Below are 16017 nucleotides of genomic sequence, written 5' to 3'. Positions count from 1 at the left end.
CCCTCCGTTCGGAAAGGACGCTCATGAACACGACCTCGGCTTCGGCGGGCACGCCCGTCGGCGGCTCCTGGGAGGAGCTCGTCACCGTGGCGCTGCTCGGGACCGAGCGACGTACACCTCCGGGGCGGCACCCAGGGCAGCAGGCTCCGGCGGCGCTGCTGGACGCGGCGGCCGTGGAGACCGTGCGACGGCGGGCCGGAGTGCGGCCCGCGCGGGCGGCGGCCCGTCCGGAGCCCGCGGCGCCGGACCCCCGGAGCCCGCTGCCGCCCGCCGCGGCCCGCAGACTGGCGACGCTGCTGGCGGACCGCCCCGGCACGGGTGGCGGTGGCCGCAGGGGGTCGGCGCCCGACCTGATGGAGCTGCTGCCCCAGTGGCTGACCCTGGCGAACGCGCGGGGATTCGCGGCGCCCCCGGGGGTTCTCCCGGCACTCCTCGACGCGGCCCGGGGGCGCACGGACCTGCGTCCCGCGGCGCTGGAGTTCGCCGGGCCGCGGGCCCTGTGGCTGGCCCGGCTGAACCCGGAGTGGCGGTTCGCGCTGCGCTCCTCGCCCGGCGGCGGCGCGAGGCTGCCGGAGCCGGACGAGGCCGACCGCGTACAACAGCTGTGGCAGGAGGGACTGTTCGCCGAGCGGGTCGCCCTGCTGTCGTCGGTCCGGGCCAAGGATGCTTCCGCCGCACGCGAGTTGCTCGTCACGACCTGGGCGACGGAGCGGGCCGAGGACCGGCTGATGTTCCTCGACTCGCTGCGGTCCGGGCTGTGCGCCGAGGACGAACCGTTCCTCGAACGGGCCCTGGCCGACCGCAGCCGCAATGTACGGGCGACGGCGGCCGAGTTGCTGTCCGCGCTGCCGGGTTCGGCGCTCGCCGCGCGGATGGCGGACAGGGCAGGTTCGTGCGTGGCCGTCGACCGTACGCGAGGCACGCCCGTGATCGTGGTCGAGGCACCCCACGAGTGCGACGCGGGGATGGAGCGGGACGGGGTGGTGCCGAAACCCCCGGTCGGCCGGGGCGAACGGTCCTGGTGGCTGGGCCAGTTGGTCGAGGCGGCGCCGCTCGGGACCTGGCGGGAGCGGTTCGGCGGGCGGTCACCGGAAGAGACCGTGGCCCTGCCCGTGGCGGACGACTGGCAGGGGGAGCTGCATGCGGCGTGGTGCCGGGCGGCGGTGCGGCAGCGTGATCCCGGGTGGTCGAGGGCGCTCCTCGGGGCACCCTCCGCGCCCGAGGCCGGGGGGCCTGGCGCGGTGTCCCTGGCCGAGCGGTCCAAGCTGCTCGCCACCCTGGGCGCGGAGGAGCGGGCCGAGTGGGTGGCGGGGTTCATCGGTACGCATGGACTGTCCGAGGCGTTCCAGCTGCTCGGGGTGTGCGCGGTGCCCTGGTCGGGGAGCCTCGGGCGGGCGGTCGTCGACGCGCTCGACATCGCGCGGGACGCGGGGAGTTTCCCCTGGAGCTTCAGCGGGGTGATGGGGCTGGCCGAGCGCTGCCTCGACCCTGCGGAGGCGGGTCGGCTCGACGCCCTCACCTCCGTGCCCGACGAGTCGGAACACGCGGTACCGGGAGCCGGCGGCTACTGGGCCGAGGCGTTCCAGCGACTCGTGACGACGTTGCGACTGAGGGCGGCGATGGCCGCCGAGCTGTCGCCGCCGTGAGGTTCCCGGCCGCCGGCTGCACCCCCCACGACGCGACTCGGCCGACGTGGCGCCTCAGCCGACCCGCCCCGTGGGGACGGGCCCGGCGCCTCAGCTCACCCACCCCAGGGGGACGGGCCGGCGTCGGCGCCTCGGCCGGGCACCCGCAGCTCACCCAGCACGCCGGCACGGCGGGACGGGCGCGGCTCGCGTTCGCGGTCCGGACGCTGCCACCATCGGCTCACCGCGGTCCCAGGTCTGCCTTCCAGCCCATGCCCGTCGCCCGGCGCTCCGGCCTACTCGTGCCTCAGCCCAGCGCACCTCAGCCCGTGGTGCCGCGCACGACCCGGCACCACGGCACGACCCGGCACCATGGACGGCCCGGCGCCTCGGCACGACCCCGGCACCATGGACGGCCCGGCGCCTCGGCTCACCCGGCACCGCGGGACGGCGGCACCGCGGGACGGCGGCACGGCGGGACGGCGGCACCGCGGGACGGCGGGACGGCGGGACGGCGGGACGGCGGGACGGCGGGACGGCGGCACCCCGGGACGGCGGGACGGCGGGACGGCGGCACCCCGGGACGGCGGCACCCCGGCACGGCGGCACCGCGGGACGGCGGCACCGCGGGACGGCGGGACGGCGGCACCGCGGCACCGCGGCACGGCGGCACCCCGGGACAGCCGGACGGCGGGACGGGCCCGGTCCGCCCGGCACCCGCAGACGGCCCGGCACTGCGATGCGCCCGGCACCCCACCATCCGTTCACCCGGACCAGCCGGTCGGCGGCGGTGGGGACACCCGGCGGTCACGCCGACGGGACGGTCACGCCGACGGGGGCGGTTACGCTCCGGCCGGCTGCCGGACGTTCGCTCGTACCCAGTCCACGATCGACGTGGTCGTCGCGCCCGGGGTGAAGATCTCCGCGACGCCCTTCTCCTTGAGGGGAGCGATGTCCGCCTCGGGGATGATGCCGCCGCCGAAGACCTTGATGTCCTCGGCCTCGCGCTCCTTGAGGAGAGCGATGACGGCCGCGAAGAGCGTGTTGTGGGCACCGGAGAGGATGGACAGGCCGATCGCGTCGGCGTCCTCCTGGATCGCGGTGTCGACGATCTGCTCGGGGGTCTGATGGAGCCCGGTGTAGATGACCTCCATACCGGCGTCGCGCAGCGCCCGCGCGATCACCTTGGCCCCGCGATCGTGGCCGTCGAGCCCCGGCTTGGCCACCACCACGCGGATCGGACCGGCTGCCACACCCATCACTGCCTCCATGAACCGACTACATCAACCTGTACCGACGAGGACTGCCGACACATGCCTACGACTACCGACTGACGACCACCGTCGGCTACCACCGACCGGTGAAGACCGGCGGCGACTACCGAGCGGCACTTGTCGACCACCCACTGTTATCTGCGGGCATCTGTCGACCGCCAACTACTGGCCATCGACACATATCGCACATTTTTTCCGCTCGCCGCACCGGACGGCCCCGGATCACCGGATGAGCCAAGCGGCACAGGCGCCCCGAGCCCTGTCGGCCCGGGTAAGTGAACGAACGTTATCGCCAGCATCCCGTAACCGGCAGTTTCGCGGTGGAGACCGAGGGGGAAATCACACACTGGGACAAGTTCGCCGCGCACGGTTCCGTATCGCGGCACTGGCGCCGCAAGGAATGTGCGGCGTACGGGCCAGGCCGGAGCCGGCGCAAGAAGAGCCGCGATCAGGTGGCCGCAGCACCGCGTCGTCAGCGGGACAGCGTGGTGACGGGGCACATCGGCGACGGCACGACAGCGGGGAGCAACGCCGGAAAGAGGACCGCGGGACGACGAGGACGACTCCACGCCACGACACGATGCCGGCGCACCCAGCCCGGCGGACGGTCGCGGAGCCGGGGTCGGCGTCGTATCCCACACCCCTCGGCGGGGCACTCCACAGCGTCATCGGCGTCTCGGGCGCCGCGGACGCGCCGTCGGCCACCGCCGTCACCGACCTCACGGCTTTCCACTAGGGCACACGGGGGACGGAGCGGTCCTGCCGCGTGCCGACAGGAGGTCGGCCATGAAGGTCACCGGGGCCGCGTCGCCCTTTCTCCCCCTCTGTCAGCGCCTGTTTCCGACGAAGCTCGCAGGGCTCTCGGTGGCCCTCCTGAAGGCAACAGCCCTGGAGATCGCGATTCTCGCCGGGCACCTCCTCCTCTATCCCTCAGGCATCACCCAGGAACGCCGCACCGCACCCCCGCTCCCCTCACCCGACGCCGCCGCCAAGCTGCCCACCGAGGAAAAGCCCCCGGTCGTCCTGCTGCACGGCTTCATCGACAATCGCTCCGTCTTCCTCCTGCTGCGCCGCAATCTCGCCCAGCACGGCAGGCAGCACATCGAGTCCCTCAACTACTCGCCGCTGACGTGCGACATCCGCACCGCGGCGGAGCTGCTGGGCCGGCACATCGAGGAGATCTGCGAGCGCACGGGCCATGAGCGGGTGGACATCGTCGGGCACAGCCTCGGCGGACTGATCGCTCGTTATTACGTGCAGTGCCTCGGTGGTGACACCCACGTCCGCACCCTCGTCACGCTCGGCACCCCGCACTCGGGCACCCGCGTCGCCCCCGTGATGAACGCGCACCCGATCGTCCGCCAGATGCGCCCCGGTTCCGCGGTGATCGAGGAACTGACCGGGCCGGCCCCGGGTTGCCGCACGCAGTTCGTCAGCTTCTGGAGCGATCTCGACCACTTGATGGACCCGCTGGAGACGGCCTGCGTCGAGCATCCCGACCTGCTCGCACAGAACGTCCGTGTCAGCGGAGTCGGCCATCTCGCGCTGCCCGTGCATCCGGCCGTCGCGACGGGGATTCGGCAGGCGCTCGACCTCGAGGAGCCGGGAGCCCGCACCACCGCCCGGACCGGTGGCCTCACGGTGGCCTGACGGCCGCCCGAAGGCCTTCCCAGGGCACCCACACTTCGAACGCTTATCGAACGCCAGGCCAAGGCCTTGCCCACCCTCCCCCGAAACACGGCCGAATGCCCGTTTCCTGCGAGAGGGAAACCTGCCGAAGATTGTCGCGCCCGCATACCGCCGGGTACAGTCGCCGCACTGCTCTGCCAGCCCCTGTTGTCGAGGCGAAAGAGAAGTTGGTGAACGACCGTCACCCGTCGGGGATCGTGACTCCCCCGGCCCCGGCTTCCGATGCCGCCTCGGCGCTCTACGCGCCGTATGGCGCGCAAGAAGCCCAGTACGGCGACTTCACCGCGTACGGCGACTACTCCGCCACGGCCTTCGACTCCGGCGTGAACGCGGCCGCCACCGGCGCCTACGCCACCACGAACTTCGACACCGATCCACTCTTCGGCAACATGCCGGGCGGGGACGGCGGCAGCGGTTCGTACGACGCCACGCAGTGGAACTCCGGCGCCCAACAGACGCTGAACTACGACCCGTACGCGGCACAGCATCAAGCCGCCTACGACACCGGCGCCTACGAGACGACGGCCTGGGCGGCCGGCTATCAGCAGCTCGCCGACATCCCCGCGCAGCACCCGGGCCCCGACGCCTCGGGCCAGTGGGACGCGAACGTCTGGATCCAGCCCGGGCAGTCGCCCGAGGGGACCCAGCAGTGGATCGCGCCGACGCAGGAGACGGGCGCGTACGACGCCACCCAGTGGAACAACGCCGGGGGCCAGGACGCGTACCAGGCGTACGAGCACCCGCAGCCCGAGTCGTACGAACAGCATCACCCGCAGCACGAGTACGAACAGCAGCACCCGCAGCACGAGTCGTACGAGCAGCACGCGGAGCCCGAGTCGTACAACCACGAGCTCACGCAGCTCGACATGACGTACGAGCAGCAGTCCGACGCGGGCGCTCCGGTTCCCTTCGATCAGCAGGCGACCTCCACCTTCGATCAGGCCGCCCATGATCAACTCGCCTCCGACGAGGACGAGTTCGACGACGCGGCGGACTCCGTCGACCCGGACGACTCCTACGAGGCGTACGACCCGTACGACGAGGGGCGCGAGACGCCGCTGCTCGACGACATGGAAGAGATCACCCCGCGCCCCGCGTCGCGGACAGCTTCCCGTTCCCGGCGCCGCAGCCCCGCGAAACGTTCCGCTCTCCTGACTGTCGCGGTGCCGTCCGCCTGCGTGATGGGGGTCGCGGGAATCGCGGCCGCCTCCGTCGGCGGGATGGGCGGGGACGACACGAAGGACACGACGGCCAGCGCCCCCGACGCGACCTCGGTGAAGCCGTCGGCCGCCAACAACAAACTGGACACCCAGCTCCAGAGTCTCTCCGCGGGCGCGGACGACTTCGCCGACCGGGCGAGCCGCACGCAGGAACGTATCGACCTCAAGGCCCAGCAGGCGACGGAGAAGAAGAAGGCGGCGGAGGCGGCGGCCCGCAAGGAGCGGCTGCGTCCGAAGTTCGCTCTTCCGGTCGCACAGCAGGGCCTCAGCGCCTACTTCGGCCAGGCCGGCGTCAACTGGATGTCCGTGCACACGGGCATCGACTTCCCCGTCTCCTACGGGACGCCGGTGATGTCCGCGACCGACGGCACCGTCCGGACGCAGTGGAACAGCGCCTACGGCAACATGATGATCGTGACCGCGATGGACGGCACCGAGACGTGGTACTGCCACCTCTCCACGTACAAAGTCCCCTCCGGCACCACCGTGAAGGCCGGTGACCAGATCGCCTTCTCCGGGAACTCCGGCAACTCGACCGGCCCGCACCTGCACTTCGAGGTCCGTCCGGCCGGCGGTTCGGCGATCGACCCGCTGCCCTGGCTGCGCAGCCACGGACTGGACCCCACGTAGCGCGTGACGCGCGACGCGTGGCGGCGACTGTCGCGACGAGAGAGCCGACGGCCGACTCCGGGACCCCCGGGCCGTCTTCGGACGGCCGAGGGTCCCCGCGATCCGGGCCTGTGATGGACCCGGTGCTGCGACCGGTCCCGTGACCTACAACTTCTCCACCGGCGCGTAGCGCAGGAGCAGCCGCTTCGGCTTGGGCTCTCCGAAGTCGACCGTCGCCTCCGCGTTCGCGCCCGTCCCCTTCACTCCGACGACCGTGCCGAGGCCGAACTGGTCGTGCGTGACCCGGTCGCCGACGGCCAGCGAGACCACCGGCTTCTCGGAGACACCGCGGCGTGTGGCGAACCCGGAGGCACCCGAGGCCGCGGACCGCGAGCGCGACGAGGACAGGGACGCGGCGACACCGGAGACCGGGCCGGCCGACACGGGCGCCATCGCTCCCGTGCGCTTCCAGTCCAGATGGGTCGCCGGGATCTCCTCCAGGAAGCGGGAGGGCGGGTTGTACGAGGGCTGCCCCCAGGCACTGCGCATCGACGACCGGGTGAGGTAGAGCCGCTCCCGCGCGCGGGTGATGCCGACGTACGCCAGGCGCCGCTCCTCCTCCAGCTCCTTGACCTGTCCGAGGGCGCGCATGTGCGGGAAGACGCCGTCCTCCATGCCGGTCAGGAAAACCACGGGGAATTCGAGGCCCTTGGCGGTGTGCAGGGTCATCAGGGTGATGACGCCGTTGCCGTCCTCCTCGTCCGGGATCTGGTCGGAGTCGGCGACGAGCGCGACCCGCTCCAGGAACGCGGAGAGCCCGCCGGTGGTCTCGCCCTCACCGGTCTCCTGCTCGAACTCCAGGGCCACGGAGGCGAGTTCCTGGAGGTTCTCGATCCGGGTCTCGTCCTGCGGGTCGGTCGAGGCCTGCAACTCGGCGAGATAGCCGGTGCGTTCGAGGACCGCCTCCAGGATGGTGGCCGGGCCCGCGCCGGACTCGACGATGGTGCGCAGGTCCTCCATGAGCGTGTTGAACCGCTTGACCGCGTTGGTGGAGCGCGCGGCCATGCCGTAGGCCTCGTCGACGCGGCGCAGCGCCTGCGGGAAGCTGATCTTCTCGCGCTGCGACAGCGCGTCGATCATCGCCTCGGCACGGTCGCCGATACCGCGCTTGGGCACGTTCAGGATGCGGCGCATCGGGACGGAGTCCTCGGGGTTGGACAGCACCCTGAGGTACGCAAGGACGTCCCGGACCTCCTTGCGCTCGTAGAAGCGGACGCCGCCGACGACCTTGTAGGGCAGGCCGACGCGGATGAAGATCTCCTCGAAGACACGGGACTGCGCGTTCGTGCGGTAGAAGACCGCGACGTCGCCGGCCTTGGCCTCGCCCGCGTCGGTGAGACGGTCTATCTCGTCGGCGACGAACTGGGCCTCGTCGTGCTCGGTGTCCGCGACGTAACCCGTGATGTTCGAGCCCGCGCCCGCGTTGGTCCACAGGTTCTTGGGGCGGCGGGACTCGTTGCGCTCGATGACCGCGTTGGCGGCGGTCAGGATCGTCTGGGTGGAGCGGTAGTTCTGCTCGAGGAGGATCGTCGTCGCGTTCGGGTAGTCCTCCTCGAACTGGAGGATGTTGCGGATGGTCGCGCCGCGGAAGGCGTAGATCGACTGGTCGGCGTCACCCACGACGCAGAGCTCGGCGGGCGCCAGGTCGAACTCGCTGGGCGGCACGTCCACGGGGTGCTCGGAGGTGCCGACGAGCTCCCGCACGAGTGCGTACTGCGCGTGGTTCGTGTCCTGGTACTCGTCGACCAGGACGTGCCGGAAGCGGCGGCGGTAGTGCTCGGCGACGTCCGGGAAGGCGCGCAGCAGATTGACCGTGGTCATGATCAGGTCGTCGAAGTCGAGCGCGTTGGCCTCGCGCAGCCGCGACTGGTACATCGCGTACGCCTGGGCGAGGGTCTTCTCGAAACCGTCGGTGGCCTGGGCGGCGAAGTCCTCTTCGTCGATCAGCTCGTTCTTCAGGTTCGAGATCTTGGCGCTGAACGACTTCGGCGGGAAACGCTTGGGGTCGAGGTCGAGATCACGGCAGACGAGTGCCATCAGACGCTTGGAGTCGGCGGCGTCGTAGATCGAGAACGACGAGGTGAATCCGAGCTGCTTGCTCTCGCGGCGCAGGATGCGGACGCAGGCGCTGTGGAAGGTCATCACCCACATCGCGTTGGCGCGCGGGCCCACGAGCGCCTCGACGCGTTCCTTCATCTCGCCCGCGGCCTTGTTCGTGAAGGTGATCGCGAGGATCTGGCCGGGGTGGACGTTGCGCTCGCCGAGCAGATGGGCGATCCGGTGGGTGAGCACACGGGTCTTGCCGGAGCCGGCGCCTGCCACGATGAGCAGCGGGGAGCCGGAGTGGACCACGGCCGCGCGCTGGTTCTCGTTCAGTCCGTCCAGCAGGGCCGCCGGGTCCACGACGGGCCTGGGCGCGCCGTCGCGGTAGTACGCGTCCCGGCTCGGCGGCGCGTCGAACTTCCCGCCGAACAGATCGTCCGGAACCGACTCCGGTCCGTGATCGTCCTCGGGCGGCGGCGGGTGCTCGTCCTCGTGGGCCGCGGAGGGCTTGAGGTCCGCCAGGAAGCTGTCATCAAAGAGGCTGCTCATCGCTCTCCGAGTCTAGGCCGCCCCACTGACAGCCCGCCGCCACCCCGGGAACTCGACCGGAAGTCGTGACGCGGTGCCGGGGCGGACGTGCTCGCGGTCATGGCGCCCGGGAGCCCGTGACCGCGCATGACCGGCCGATCACCCCAGGTGAGGGACCGGCGGGGGCGGAGTCGGCATCCGCCCGGTCTCCGAAAGCGCGACGCCGCGGCGACGGTGAGTGCTCCCGAGGGAGTGCTCCCTCGGGAGCACTCCCCCCATGACGTGCGCAGGCGGCCAATGCGCCCACATGTGAACGGATCGCCGCGAATACGTCGCTGACGGCGGGACACATGGTCAAGGTCACGAAAATGTATCGGGCATATCGCACATCAACCTTCACACGGGCCACACCCGTTGGCTAGCGTGCGGAAAGGCCACTCGACCGCAACCGGCGAACGTCGCCGGGCCGAGCGGCCTCCGCCGAGTTCGGCACGCCCACGAGGCCGCCGGAGCCGGGGACCCACCGACCTTGGGGTGAATCGGTCCAACCGCCTTGTGGGGCACGGACCGTAGGGCAACCTTCCGGAACCACCCGCCCGAACCCGACAGCTAACTCGGTAGGCGGATGACGGAAGGAGTCGCCTCTCTTGGCGTCGCACCGCAAATGGCGTCCTTCGGGTACGCGTATCGCAGGCATACGGACCCCGGCCCTCGCGACGGCCGCCCTCACCTCCGTGGCCCTGCTCTCCCAGACGGCGAACGCCGCCCCCTCGGCGAACCCCAGGCCCAGCCTCGAAGAAGTCGAGAAGAAGGTCAACGACCTCTACCACCAGGCCGAGACGGCCACCGAGAAGTACAACGCGACCCGGGAGAAGACCGCCAAGCAGAAGGAGCGCGTCGACACCCTGCTCGACGACGTCGCCGAGCGCACCGAGAAGCTCAACACCGCGCGCGAGGAGCTGGGTTCGTTCGCCGCCGCGCAGTACCGCACCGGGGCCTCGACGCCCGGCACCGCGACCCTGCTGCTCGCGGACGACCCGCAGGACTACTTCGACCAGACCCAGCTGATGAGCCGTCTGACGACCCGCCAGAAGGCGTCCGTCGACGACTACGTCGCGGAGCAGGCCGCCACCACCAAGAAGCGCGCGGAGGCCACCGAGAGCCTCCAGTCGCTGACGGCCTCGCAGAAGGCGCTCAAGACCTCCAAGGCCACGGTGCAGCGCAAGCTCACCGAGGCGCGCGGCCTGCTCTCGACGCTGAACGCCGAGGAAAAGGCGCGGCTGGCGGCGATCGAGAAGAAGAAGCAGGAGCAGGCGGCGGCCAAGGCGGCGGAGCTGGCACGGCAGCAGGCCGCCGCCGAGAAGGCCGCCCAGCAGCAGTCGTCGGGCACCACGACCGGCTCGACGACCGGCTCGACGACCGGCTCGACGGCCACCGACTCCTCGTACGCGACGAAGGCGGCCAAGGCGCTCACCTTCGCCCGCACGCAGATCGGCAAGCCGTACGTCTGGGGCGCCACCGGCCCGGACTCCTACGACTGCTCGGGCCTGACCCAGGCCGCGTGGAAGGCCGCCGGTGTCAGCCTGCCGCGCGTCACCTACGACCAGGTGAACGCCGGCACGACGGTCTCCCTCGCCGATGCCCAGCCCGGTGACCTGGTCTTCTTCTACGACGACATCAGTCACGTGGGCCTCTACATCGGCAACGGCATGATGATCCACGCGCCGAAGCCGGGGGCGTACGTCCGCGAGGAGTCGATCTACTACGACGGCACCTCGGCGATCCACAGCGTGGTGCGCCCGGCGTAGACCGGAGCAAGAGCGAGGCCTCCCGCGGGGCACGCGCGCGTGAAAGCCGAGAGGCCCCACGCGCGCGTGCCCCGCGTTTTCGTGCCCCGCACGCGCGTGCCCCCACCGGGAACGGGCCCGTGGATCCCTAGCATCGAGCGCATGCCAGATACACCGGACATGCCGGACACTCCCTCGTTCCGCGCCTGGTGGGCGGAGCGGCCGCCCGCCGCCGGCGCCGCCGTCATGGCGACCGGCATCATCTCGGTCGGGCTGCAACTGACGGGCTACGAGACCCTCTCCCGGATCATGCTGGTCCTCGCGTCCCTCGCCTGGCTCGGGCTCGCCGCGGACTTCGCCGCCCGGCTGGTACGCGACCGGGAGCGATGGACGCGGCAGGCCGGCACACCGGCCGGGCTCACCGCCGTCGCGGCGACCACCTTGCTCGGCACCCGGTTCTCCGCACTGGGGTGGCAGGGACTCGCCGAGGCCCTGCTCGCACTGTCGGGCGCGCTCTGGCCGGTGCTGCTCCTGGCGGTCGTACGGCACTGGCGGCGTCGTATGGCGGGAGGCGTGTTCCTCGCCTGTGTGGCCACACAGGGACTCTCGGTCCTCGGCTCGACGATCGCCACGGCCGTGGGCGCGGACTGGCTCGCGCATGCCGCGCTGGTGCTGTTCTGGCTGGGGATCGTGCTCTACGGGGTGTCGTTCGCGCACTTCGACCTGTGGGAGGTGAAGCGGGGCGCCGGGGACCACTGGGTGGCGGGCGGCGCACTCGGGATCTCGGCGCTGGCCGGGGCGAGACTCGTCGCCGCGCACCATGGGAGCCCGTACCTGTGGAACGACGACGACCAGGGCGTCCTGCGCGCCACGACCGGCGCGCTGCTCGCGCTCGACCTCACCTGCTACTGCGTGCTTCTCGTCACGGAGGCGGTGTGGCCGCGCCCGCGGTACGACGCATTGCGCTGGTCGACCGTCTTCCCGATGGGAATGACGGCGGTGTCGACCCTCTCGGTCGCGGCCGCCCTCGATGTGTTCTGGCTGAAGGGACCGGGCCAGGTGCTGCTGTGGTTCGCGGTGGCGGCGTGGCTCGTGGTCGCCGCGGGCGCCGCCCTCGCCGTCAGGTCCGCGGTGCGGGGGTGAGGGGGCCGGTCAGGGCCGCGGCGCCCGGGCCGAAGGGGCTGATCAGGTCCACAGGACGGCGATGAAGATGTTCGCGACGGTCAGCAGCCCCACGAGGCCGAAGAGGCCCTTGTCCACCTTCTCGTCGTCCCGCTTCACGTAGACGAGCCCGAGGATCACGATCAGCAGCGCCAGCTTCACACCGATCTTGACGTTGTTGACCGTGCTGCCGTCGGCCTGGTTCAGCCCGACCAGGGCGACGCCGGTGACCAGCATGGTCAGGGCGCCGTGCAGCATCGCGGGGACGAAGCGGGCGGTGCCCCGGCCCATCGCCTTCATCTGGGTCAGGAAGCCGCCGAGGAGCGCGGCGATGCCGATGATGTGCAGGCCGACGAAGAGATGGATGAGTACGTCCATGGGGCCGGAGCCTAATCGCACACCTTGACGCCTCTTCCCACCGGGCCACCCCTCCGTCCCGCCCCCCCGTCCCGCCCCTTCGCTCCCCTCCCTCTAGTCACCGGGCCATCCCGTGTCATCCATAACACCGGAGCCACTCCGGTTGTCCGGGATTCGTCGCATCGGTCATCACCCTGCGTGAAGGCGGCGACGGCAAGCCAGGATCTCGGTCACATAAGGTCACCAGGCGATCCAGTAGGGACAGTTCCGTACATGGCGTTACCAACGCCACACTTTCAGGTTTAACGTCCTCCCCCAGGTGACCGGCTCCCCACCGCCGCCCGGGCCAGGGGCGGCAGTCGGACACCACCGCCGAGAAGGTCCGGCGGCGGCCCCGCTCCCCCTGTGTGAGCCGCCGCCGGACGTGTCACCGCTTGACCGCCTTCGCAGGACGGTCGTACGGAAGGATGTGGGCCCTCGTGGCAGCGCACCGCAAGACCAAGCAGCGCTCGATCGGCGGAAACACGGCCCGCACAGCAGTCACCATCGCCCTCGCGGGCGCGGCGACGGCGACCGGCTTCGACGGGATCGGGCATGCCGACCCCCAGCTGTCCCCGACGCAGGTGAAGGCCAAGGTCGACAAGTTGTACGAGGAGGCGGAGGCCGCCACCGAGAAGTACAACGGCGCCAAGGAGAAGGCCGACAAGGCGGAGACGCACCTGGACACGCTCCGCGACGAGGCGGCGCGCAGGCAGGACCGGCTCAACTCGGCGCGGGACGCGCTGGGTTCGATGGCGGCCGCGCAATACCGCAGCGGCGGACTCGACCCGGCGGTGCAACTCGCGCTCTCCGACGACCCCGACCAGTACCTGGAAGGGGCCGCGCTCGCCGAGCGGGTCGGCACCCGGCAGTCGGCGGCCGTCGCCGGGGTACGCAAACAGCTGCGGGAGATCGAGCGGTTGCGCGGTGCCGCGCAGGTCGAGCTGACCTCGCTCACGTCACGGCAGAAAGAGCTGAAGCAGCAGAAGAAGACGATCAACGGGAAGCTCGACGCGGCACGCCGGCTGCTCTCGCGGCTCACCCCCGAGCAGCGCACCCAGTACGCGGAGCGGGGTGCCGCGGGCGAGCAGCAGCACGTCTCGCGCTCGTCGGCCCGCGGACCGGTCCAGGCGGCACCGTCCGGCGCCACCGCCGCGGCGCCCAGCTCCCGGGCGGCGGCGGCCGTCTCCTACGCCTACGCCAAGCTCGGCAGCCCCTACGTCTGGGGTGCCACCGGGCCCGACGCCTTCGACTGCTCCGGACTCGCCCAGGCCGCGTACCGTTCCGCGGGCCTCTCGCTGCCCCGGACCACCTATGCCCAGATCAACGCCGGCCAGCGGGTCTCCCGGTCCGAACTCCGCCCCGGCGACCTGGTGTTCTTCTACGCCGGGATCACCCACGTGGGCATCTACGTCGGCAACGGGCAGATGATCCACGCACCGAATCCGTCGGCACCGGTGCGGGTGGCCCCGATCGACGAGATGCCCTTCGCGGGTGCCACCCGGGTGGTGTGACTCCCCCGCGTCGCTCAGACCAGCCGTCGCGCCGTCGCCCAGCGCGTCAGCTCGTGCCGGTTCGACAGCTGGAGCTTCCGCAGCACCGCCGAGACATGCGACTCGACCGTCTTGACGGAGATGAACAGCTGCTTGGCGATCTCCTTGTACGCGTACCCCCGGGCGATGAGGCGCAGGACCTCGCGCTCGCGCTGGGTGAGACGGTCCATGTCCTCGTCGACCGGCGGGGCGTCGGTGGAGGCGAAGGCGTCGAGGACGAATCCGGCGAGACGCGGCGAGAAGACCGCGTCGCCGTCCTGGACGCGGAAGACGGAGTCCACCAGATCCACGCCGGTGATCGTCTTGGTGACGTACCCGCGGGCGCCGCCGCGGATCACGCCGATCACGTCCTCCGCGGCGTCCGAAACGGACAGCGCGAGGAAACGGACCGGCCGCTCGGCGTCGGCCATCAACGGGGCGCAGCGGCGCAGCACTTCGACGCCGCCGCCACCGGGGAGGTGGACGTCGAGGAGGACGACCTCGGGGCGGGTGGCCGTGATGACCGTGACCGCCTGATCGACGTCCGCGGCCTCGCCGACCACCTCGACGCCGGTCCGCTCGGTCTGCCCGATCTCGGCCTGGACCCCCGTACGGAACATGCGGTGGTCGTCGACGAGCACCACGCGCACCCGGCGCCCGCCCTCGGCGCCGGCCGGTCCGGCCGCGGGGGCCCCGGGGGTCTCTCCGGCCGAACCGCCGGACTCCACAGGCTCGTTCGCGTCGCTCATGACGTCTTCTCCGCCCTTTCCATCTCCAGCTCGACCTCCGTGCCGCCGTCCGGCACCGCGCGCAGTCGCGCCGTGCCGCCGTTGCGCTCCATGCGGCCGATGATCGATTCTCTGACGCCCATGCGGTCGGCGGGTATCGCGTCGAGGTCGAAGCCGGGGCCGCGGTCACGGACGGACACGAAGACCGTCCTGCCCTCGACTTCGGCGTAGACCTGTACGGCGCCGCCCTCGCCACCGTACTTGGCCGCGTTCACCATTGCTTCCCGCGCGGCCTGCATCTGCGCGGTCAGCCGGTCGTCGAGCGGGCAGTCGCCGACGACGACGACCTCGATGGGAACGCCGTGCTTGTCCTCGACCTCGGCGGCATGACGGCGGACCGCCTCCGCGAGGGTGTCGGGCTCCTCGTCCTCGTCCTTGCCGCTGCCCTCCGGCTTGTACAGCCAGGCTCGCAGATCGCGCTCCTGGGCGCGGGCCAGCCGCCGCACCTCGTTGGCGTTCTCCGCGTTGCGCTGGATCAGGGTCAGGGTGTGCAGCACCGAGTCGTGGACGTGGGCGGCGACTTCGGCCCGCTCCTGCGCCCGGATGCGCATCAGGCGCTCCTCGGAGAGGTCCTGGGTCATGCGGACCAGATAGGGGCCGGCGAGGAGCGCGATACCGACGAGGACCGCGAGCGCCGCCTGGAGCACCGAGCCGAGGTGGGCCGCGGAGCCCTGGAGGACGAATATCCCGGAGACGCCGGCGGTGACGAGCAGGACGCCCGCCGCGGACCGCAGCAGCGTGAGCGTACGGCGACGGCGGCCGACCTCCACCCATCGGGCCCGGCGCGCGTTGTCCGCCTGGCGCCAGACCAGGGCGACACCGGCGCCGACGAGGACGGTCGGCCACAGATACGCCTTGGTCCCGCCGCCGAGGTTCACATTGCCGACGAAGACCATGGCCACGACGACCATGAGGAGCAGGGCGACGATCTGCCCCTTGTCCGGCTTGCGGGCCACGAGTCTGCGCCGGCCGTCGGGCGAGGTCTCGGTGGTGAACGCCGGCGTACGGCCGGAACCGACGCCGCCGACGCCGAGCGGCACGAAGAACCAGAACGCGGCGTACAGCAGGGCGCCCAGCCCGTCCGCCATGAACAGTCCGACGAACATCAGCCGCACCCAGACCACGGGCAGCCCGAGATGCCCGGCGAGCCCTCGCGCCACGCCCCCGAGCCAGCGTCCGTCGCTGCTGCGGTAGAGCTTGCGCGGGGGCCGCGGGTCGTCGACGGGCATGGCTGCGGCTTCCGGCATGGCACCGATCGTCACACGCCCGGCGGACCAGAGCATCAGGGTCGGCCCCCGATACTCC

The 16017-nt window shown here is 71.5% G+C and carries 12 protein-coding genes and 1 riboswitch; of the genes, 7 read left to right on the top strand and 5 right to left on the bottom strand.

Annotated elements, in window-relative coordinates:
- Nucleotides 1-23: 23 nt before the first annotated feature.
- On the top strand, nucleotides 24-1646 hold the full coding sequence (locus OG788_RS27560; RefSeq protein ID WP_406374113.1) for a DUF5691 domain-containing protein: 1623 nt from the start codon (nucleotides 24-26) through the stop codon (nucleotides 1644-1646).
- Between the two features lie 821 nt (nucleotides 1647-2467).
- Here OG788_RS27560 and OG788_RS27555 read toward each other — a convergent pair.
- Nucleotides 2468-2884 (bottom strand): cobalamin B12-binding domain-containing protein, encoded by a 417-nt coding sequence (locus tag OG788_RS27555; RefSeq protein ID WP_266761887.1) that lies wholly within the window; start codon nucleotides 2882-2884, stop codon nucleotides 2468-2470.
- A gap of 595 nt (nucleotides 2885-3479) precedes the next feature.
- On the opposite strand from OG788_RS27555, the gene OG788_RS27550 reads away from it, so the two are divergent.
- The 3 genes from OG788_RS27550 (at nucleotide 3480) to OG788_RS27540 (ending at nucleotide 6438) form a co-directional block, all read left to right on the top strand.
- Nucleotides 3480-3635 (top strand): hypothetical protein, encoded by a 156-nt coding sequence (locus tag OG788_RS27550; protein WP_406374111.1) that lies wholly within the window; start codon nucleotides 3480-3482, stop codon nucleotides 3633-3635.
- 50 nt (nucleotides 3636-3685) lie between these two features.
- Entirely contained in the window at nucleotides 3686-4549 is an 864-nt protein-coding gene (locus OG788_RS27545) for an alpha/beta fold hydrolase (protein WP_351552644.1), read from the top strand.
- Between the two features lie 95 nt (nucleotides 4550-4644).
- Nucleotides 4645-6438, top strand: a complete 1794-nt coding sequence (locus OG788_RS27540) for a M23 family metallopeptidase (RefSeq protein ID WP_406374109.1) — start codon at nucleotides 4645-4647, stop codon at nucleotides 6436-6438.
- A 144-nt stretch (nucleotides 6439-6582) separates the two neighbouring features.
- On the opposite strand, the gene pcrA is transcribed toward OG788_RS27540, so the two are convergent.
- On the bottom strand, nucleotides 6583-9069 hold the full coding sequence (gene pcrA, locus OG788_RS27535) for a DNA helicase PcrA (RefSeq protein ID WP_406374107.1): 2487 nt from the start codon (nucleotides 9067-9069) through the stop codon (nucleotides 6583-6585).
- 447 nt (nucleotides 9070-9516) lie between these two features.
- Nucleotides 9517-9688, top strand: a riboswitch (cyclic di-AMP (ydaO/yuaA leader).
- A 7-nt stretch (nucleotides 9689-9695) separates the two neighbouring features.
- On the opposite strand from pcrA, the gene OG788_RS27530 reads away from it, so the two are divergent.
- Together OG788_RS27530 and OG788_RS27525 are read left to right on the top strand one after the other, a co-directional pair.
- Nucleotides 9696-10856: an NlpC/P60 family protein gene (locus OG788_RS27530; protein ID WP_406374105.1), complete on the top strand. Its 1161-nt coding sequence runs from the start codon at nucleotides 9696-9698 to the stop codon at nucleotides 10854-10856.
- A gap of 141 nt (nucleotides 10857-10997) precedes the next feature.
- A complete protein-coding gene (locus OG788_RS27525) occupies nucleotides 10998-11978 on the top strand; it encodes a tellurite resistance/C4-dicarboxylate transporter family protein (RefSeq protein WP_406374103.1) in 981 nt (326 codons plus the stop codon).
- Nucleotides 11979-12020: 42 nt separating this feature from the next.
- Here the strand turns inward: OG788_RS27525 and OG788_RS27520 are convergent, their stop codons facing one another.
- Nucleotides 12021-12374 (bottom strand): hypothetical protein, encoded by a 354-nt coding sequence (locus OG788_RS27520; RefSeq protein ID WP_356753707.1) that lies wholly within the window; start codon nucleotides 12372-12374, stop codon nucleotides 12021-12023.
- Nucleotides 12375-12832: 458 nt separating this feature from the next.
- On the opposite strand from OG788_RS27520, the gene OG788_RS27515 reads away from it, so the two are divergent.
- On the top strand, nucleotides 12833-13906 hold the full coding sequence (locus OG788_RS27515; protein ID WP_406374101.1) for an NlpC/P60 family protein: 1074 nt from the start codon (nucleotides 12833-12835) through the stop codon (nucleotides 13904-13906).
- Between the two features lie 14 nt (nucleotides 13907-13920).
- Here the strand turns inward: OG788_RS27515 and OG788_RS27510 are convergent, their stop codons facing one another.
- Both OG788_RS27510 and OG788_RS27505 read right to left on the bottom strand, forming a co-directional pair.
- Nucleotides 13921-14673, bottom strand: a complete 753-nt coding sequence (locus OG788_RS27510; protein WP_406374099.1) for a LuxR C-terminal-related transcriptional regulator — start codon at nucleotides 14671-14673, stop codon at nucleotides 13921-13923.
- On the bottom strand, nucleotides 14670-15959 hold the full coding sequence (locus OG788_RS27505) for a PspC domain-containing protein (protein WP_351552620.1): 1290 nt from the start codon (nucleotides 15957-15959) through the stop codon (nucleotides 14670-14672). The genes OG788_RS27510 and OG788_RS27505 overlap by 4 nt, the downstream gene beginning before the upstream one ends.
- Nucleotides 15960-16017: the final 58 nt, after the last annotated feature.

Origin of the sequence: Streptomyces sp. NBC_00647 (assembly GCF_045207245.1) — a bacterium.
Classification (GTDB): domain Bacteria; phylum Actinomycetota; class Actinomycetes; order Streptomycetales; family Streptomycetaceae; genus Streptomyces.
This window is presented reverse-complemented; position numbering and strand designations above follow the sequence as displayed.

Coding starts and splice junctions, on each gene's coding strand:
- OG788_RS27550 (WP_406374111.1), top strand. CDS start 3,480: ATGCCGGCGCACCCAGCCCGGCGGACGGTCGCGGAGCCGGGGTCGGCG.
- OG788_RS27555 (WP_266761887.1), bottom strand. CDS start 2,884: ATGGGTGTGGCAGCCGGTCCGATCCGCGTGGTGGTGGCCAAGCCGGGG.
- OG788_RS27545 (WP_351552644.1), top strand. CDS start 3,686: ATGAAGGTCACCGGGGCCGCGTCGCCCTTTCTCCCCCTCTGTCAGCGC.
- pcrA (WP_406374107.1), bottom strand. CDS start 9,069: ATGAGCAGCCTCTTTGATGACAGCTTCCTGGCGGACCTCAAGCCCTCC.
- OG788_RS27560 (WP_406374113.1), top strand. CDS start 24: ATGAACACGACCTCGGCTTCGGCGGGCACGCCCGTCGGCGGCTCCTGG.
- OG788_RS27505 (WP_351552620.1), bottom strand. CDS start 15,959: ATGCCGGAAGCCGCAGCCATGCCCGTCGACGACCCGCGGCCCCCGCGC.
- OG788_RS27525 (WP_406374103.1), top strand. CDS start 10,998: ATGCCAGATACACCGGACATGCCGGACACTCCCTCGTTCCGCGCCTGG.
- OG788_RS27520 (WP_356753707.1), bottom strand. CDS start 12,374: ATGGACGTACTCATCCATCTCTTCGTCGGCCTGCACATCATCGGCATC.
- OG788_RS27510 (WP_406374099.1), bottom strand. CDS start 14,673: ATGAGCGACGCGAACGAGCCTGTGGAGTCCGGCGGTTCGGCCGGAGAG.
- OG788_RS27540 (WP_406374109.1), top strand. CDS start 4,645: ATGCCCGTTTCCTGCGAGAGGGAAACCTGCCGAAGATTGTCGCGCCCG.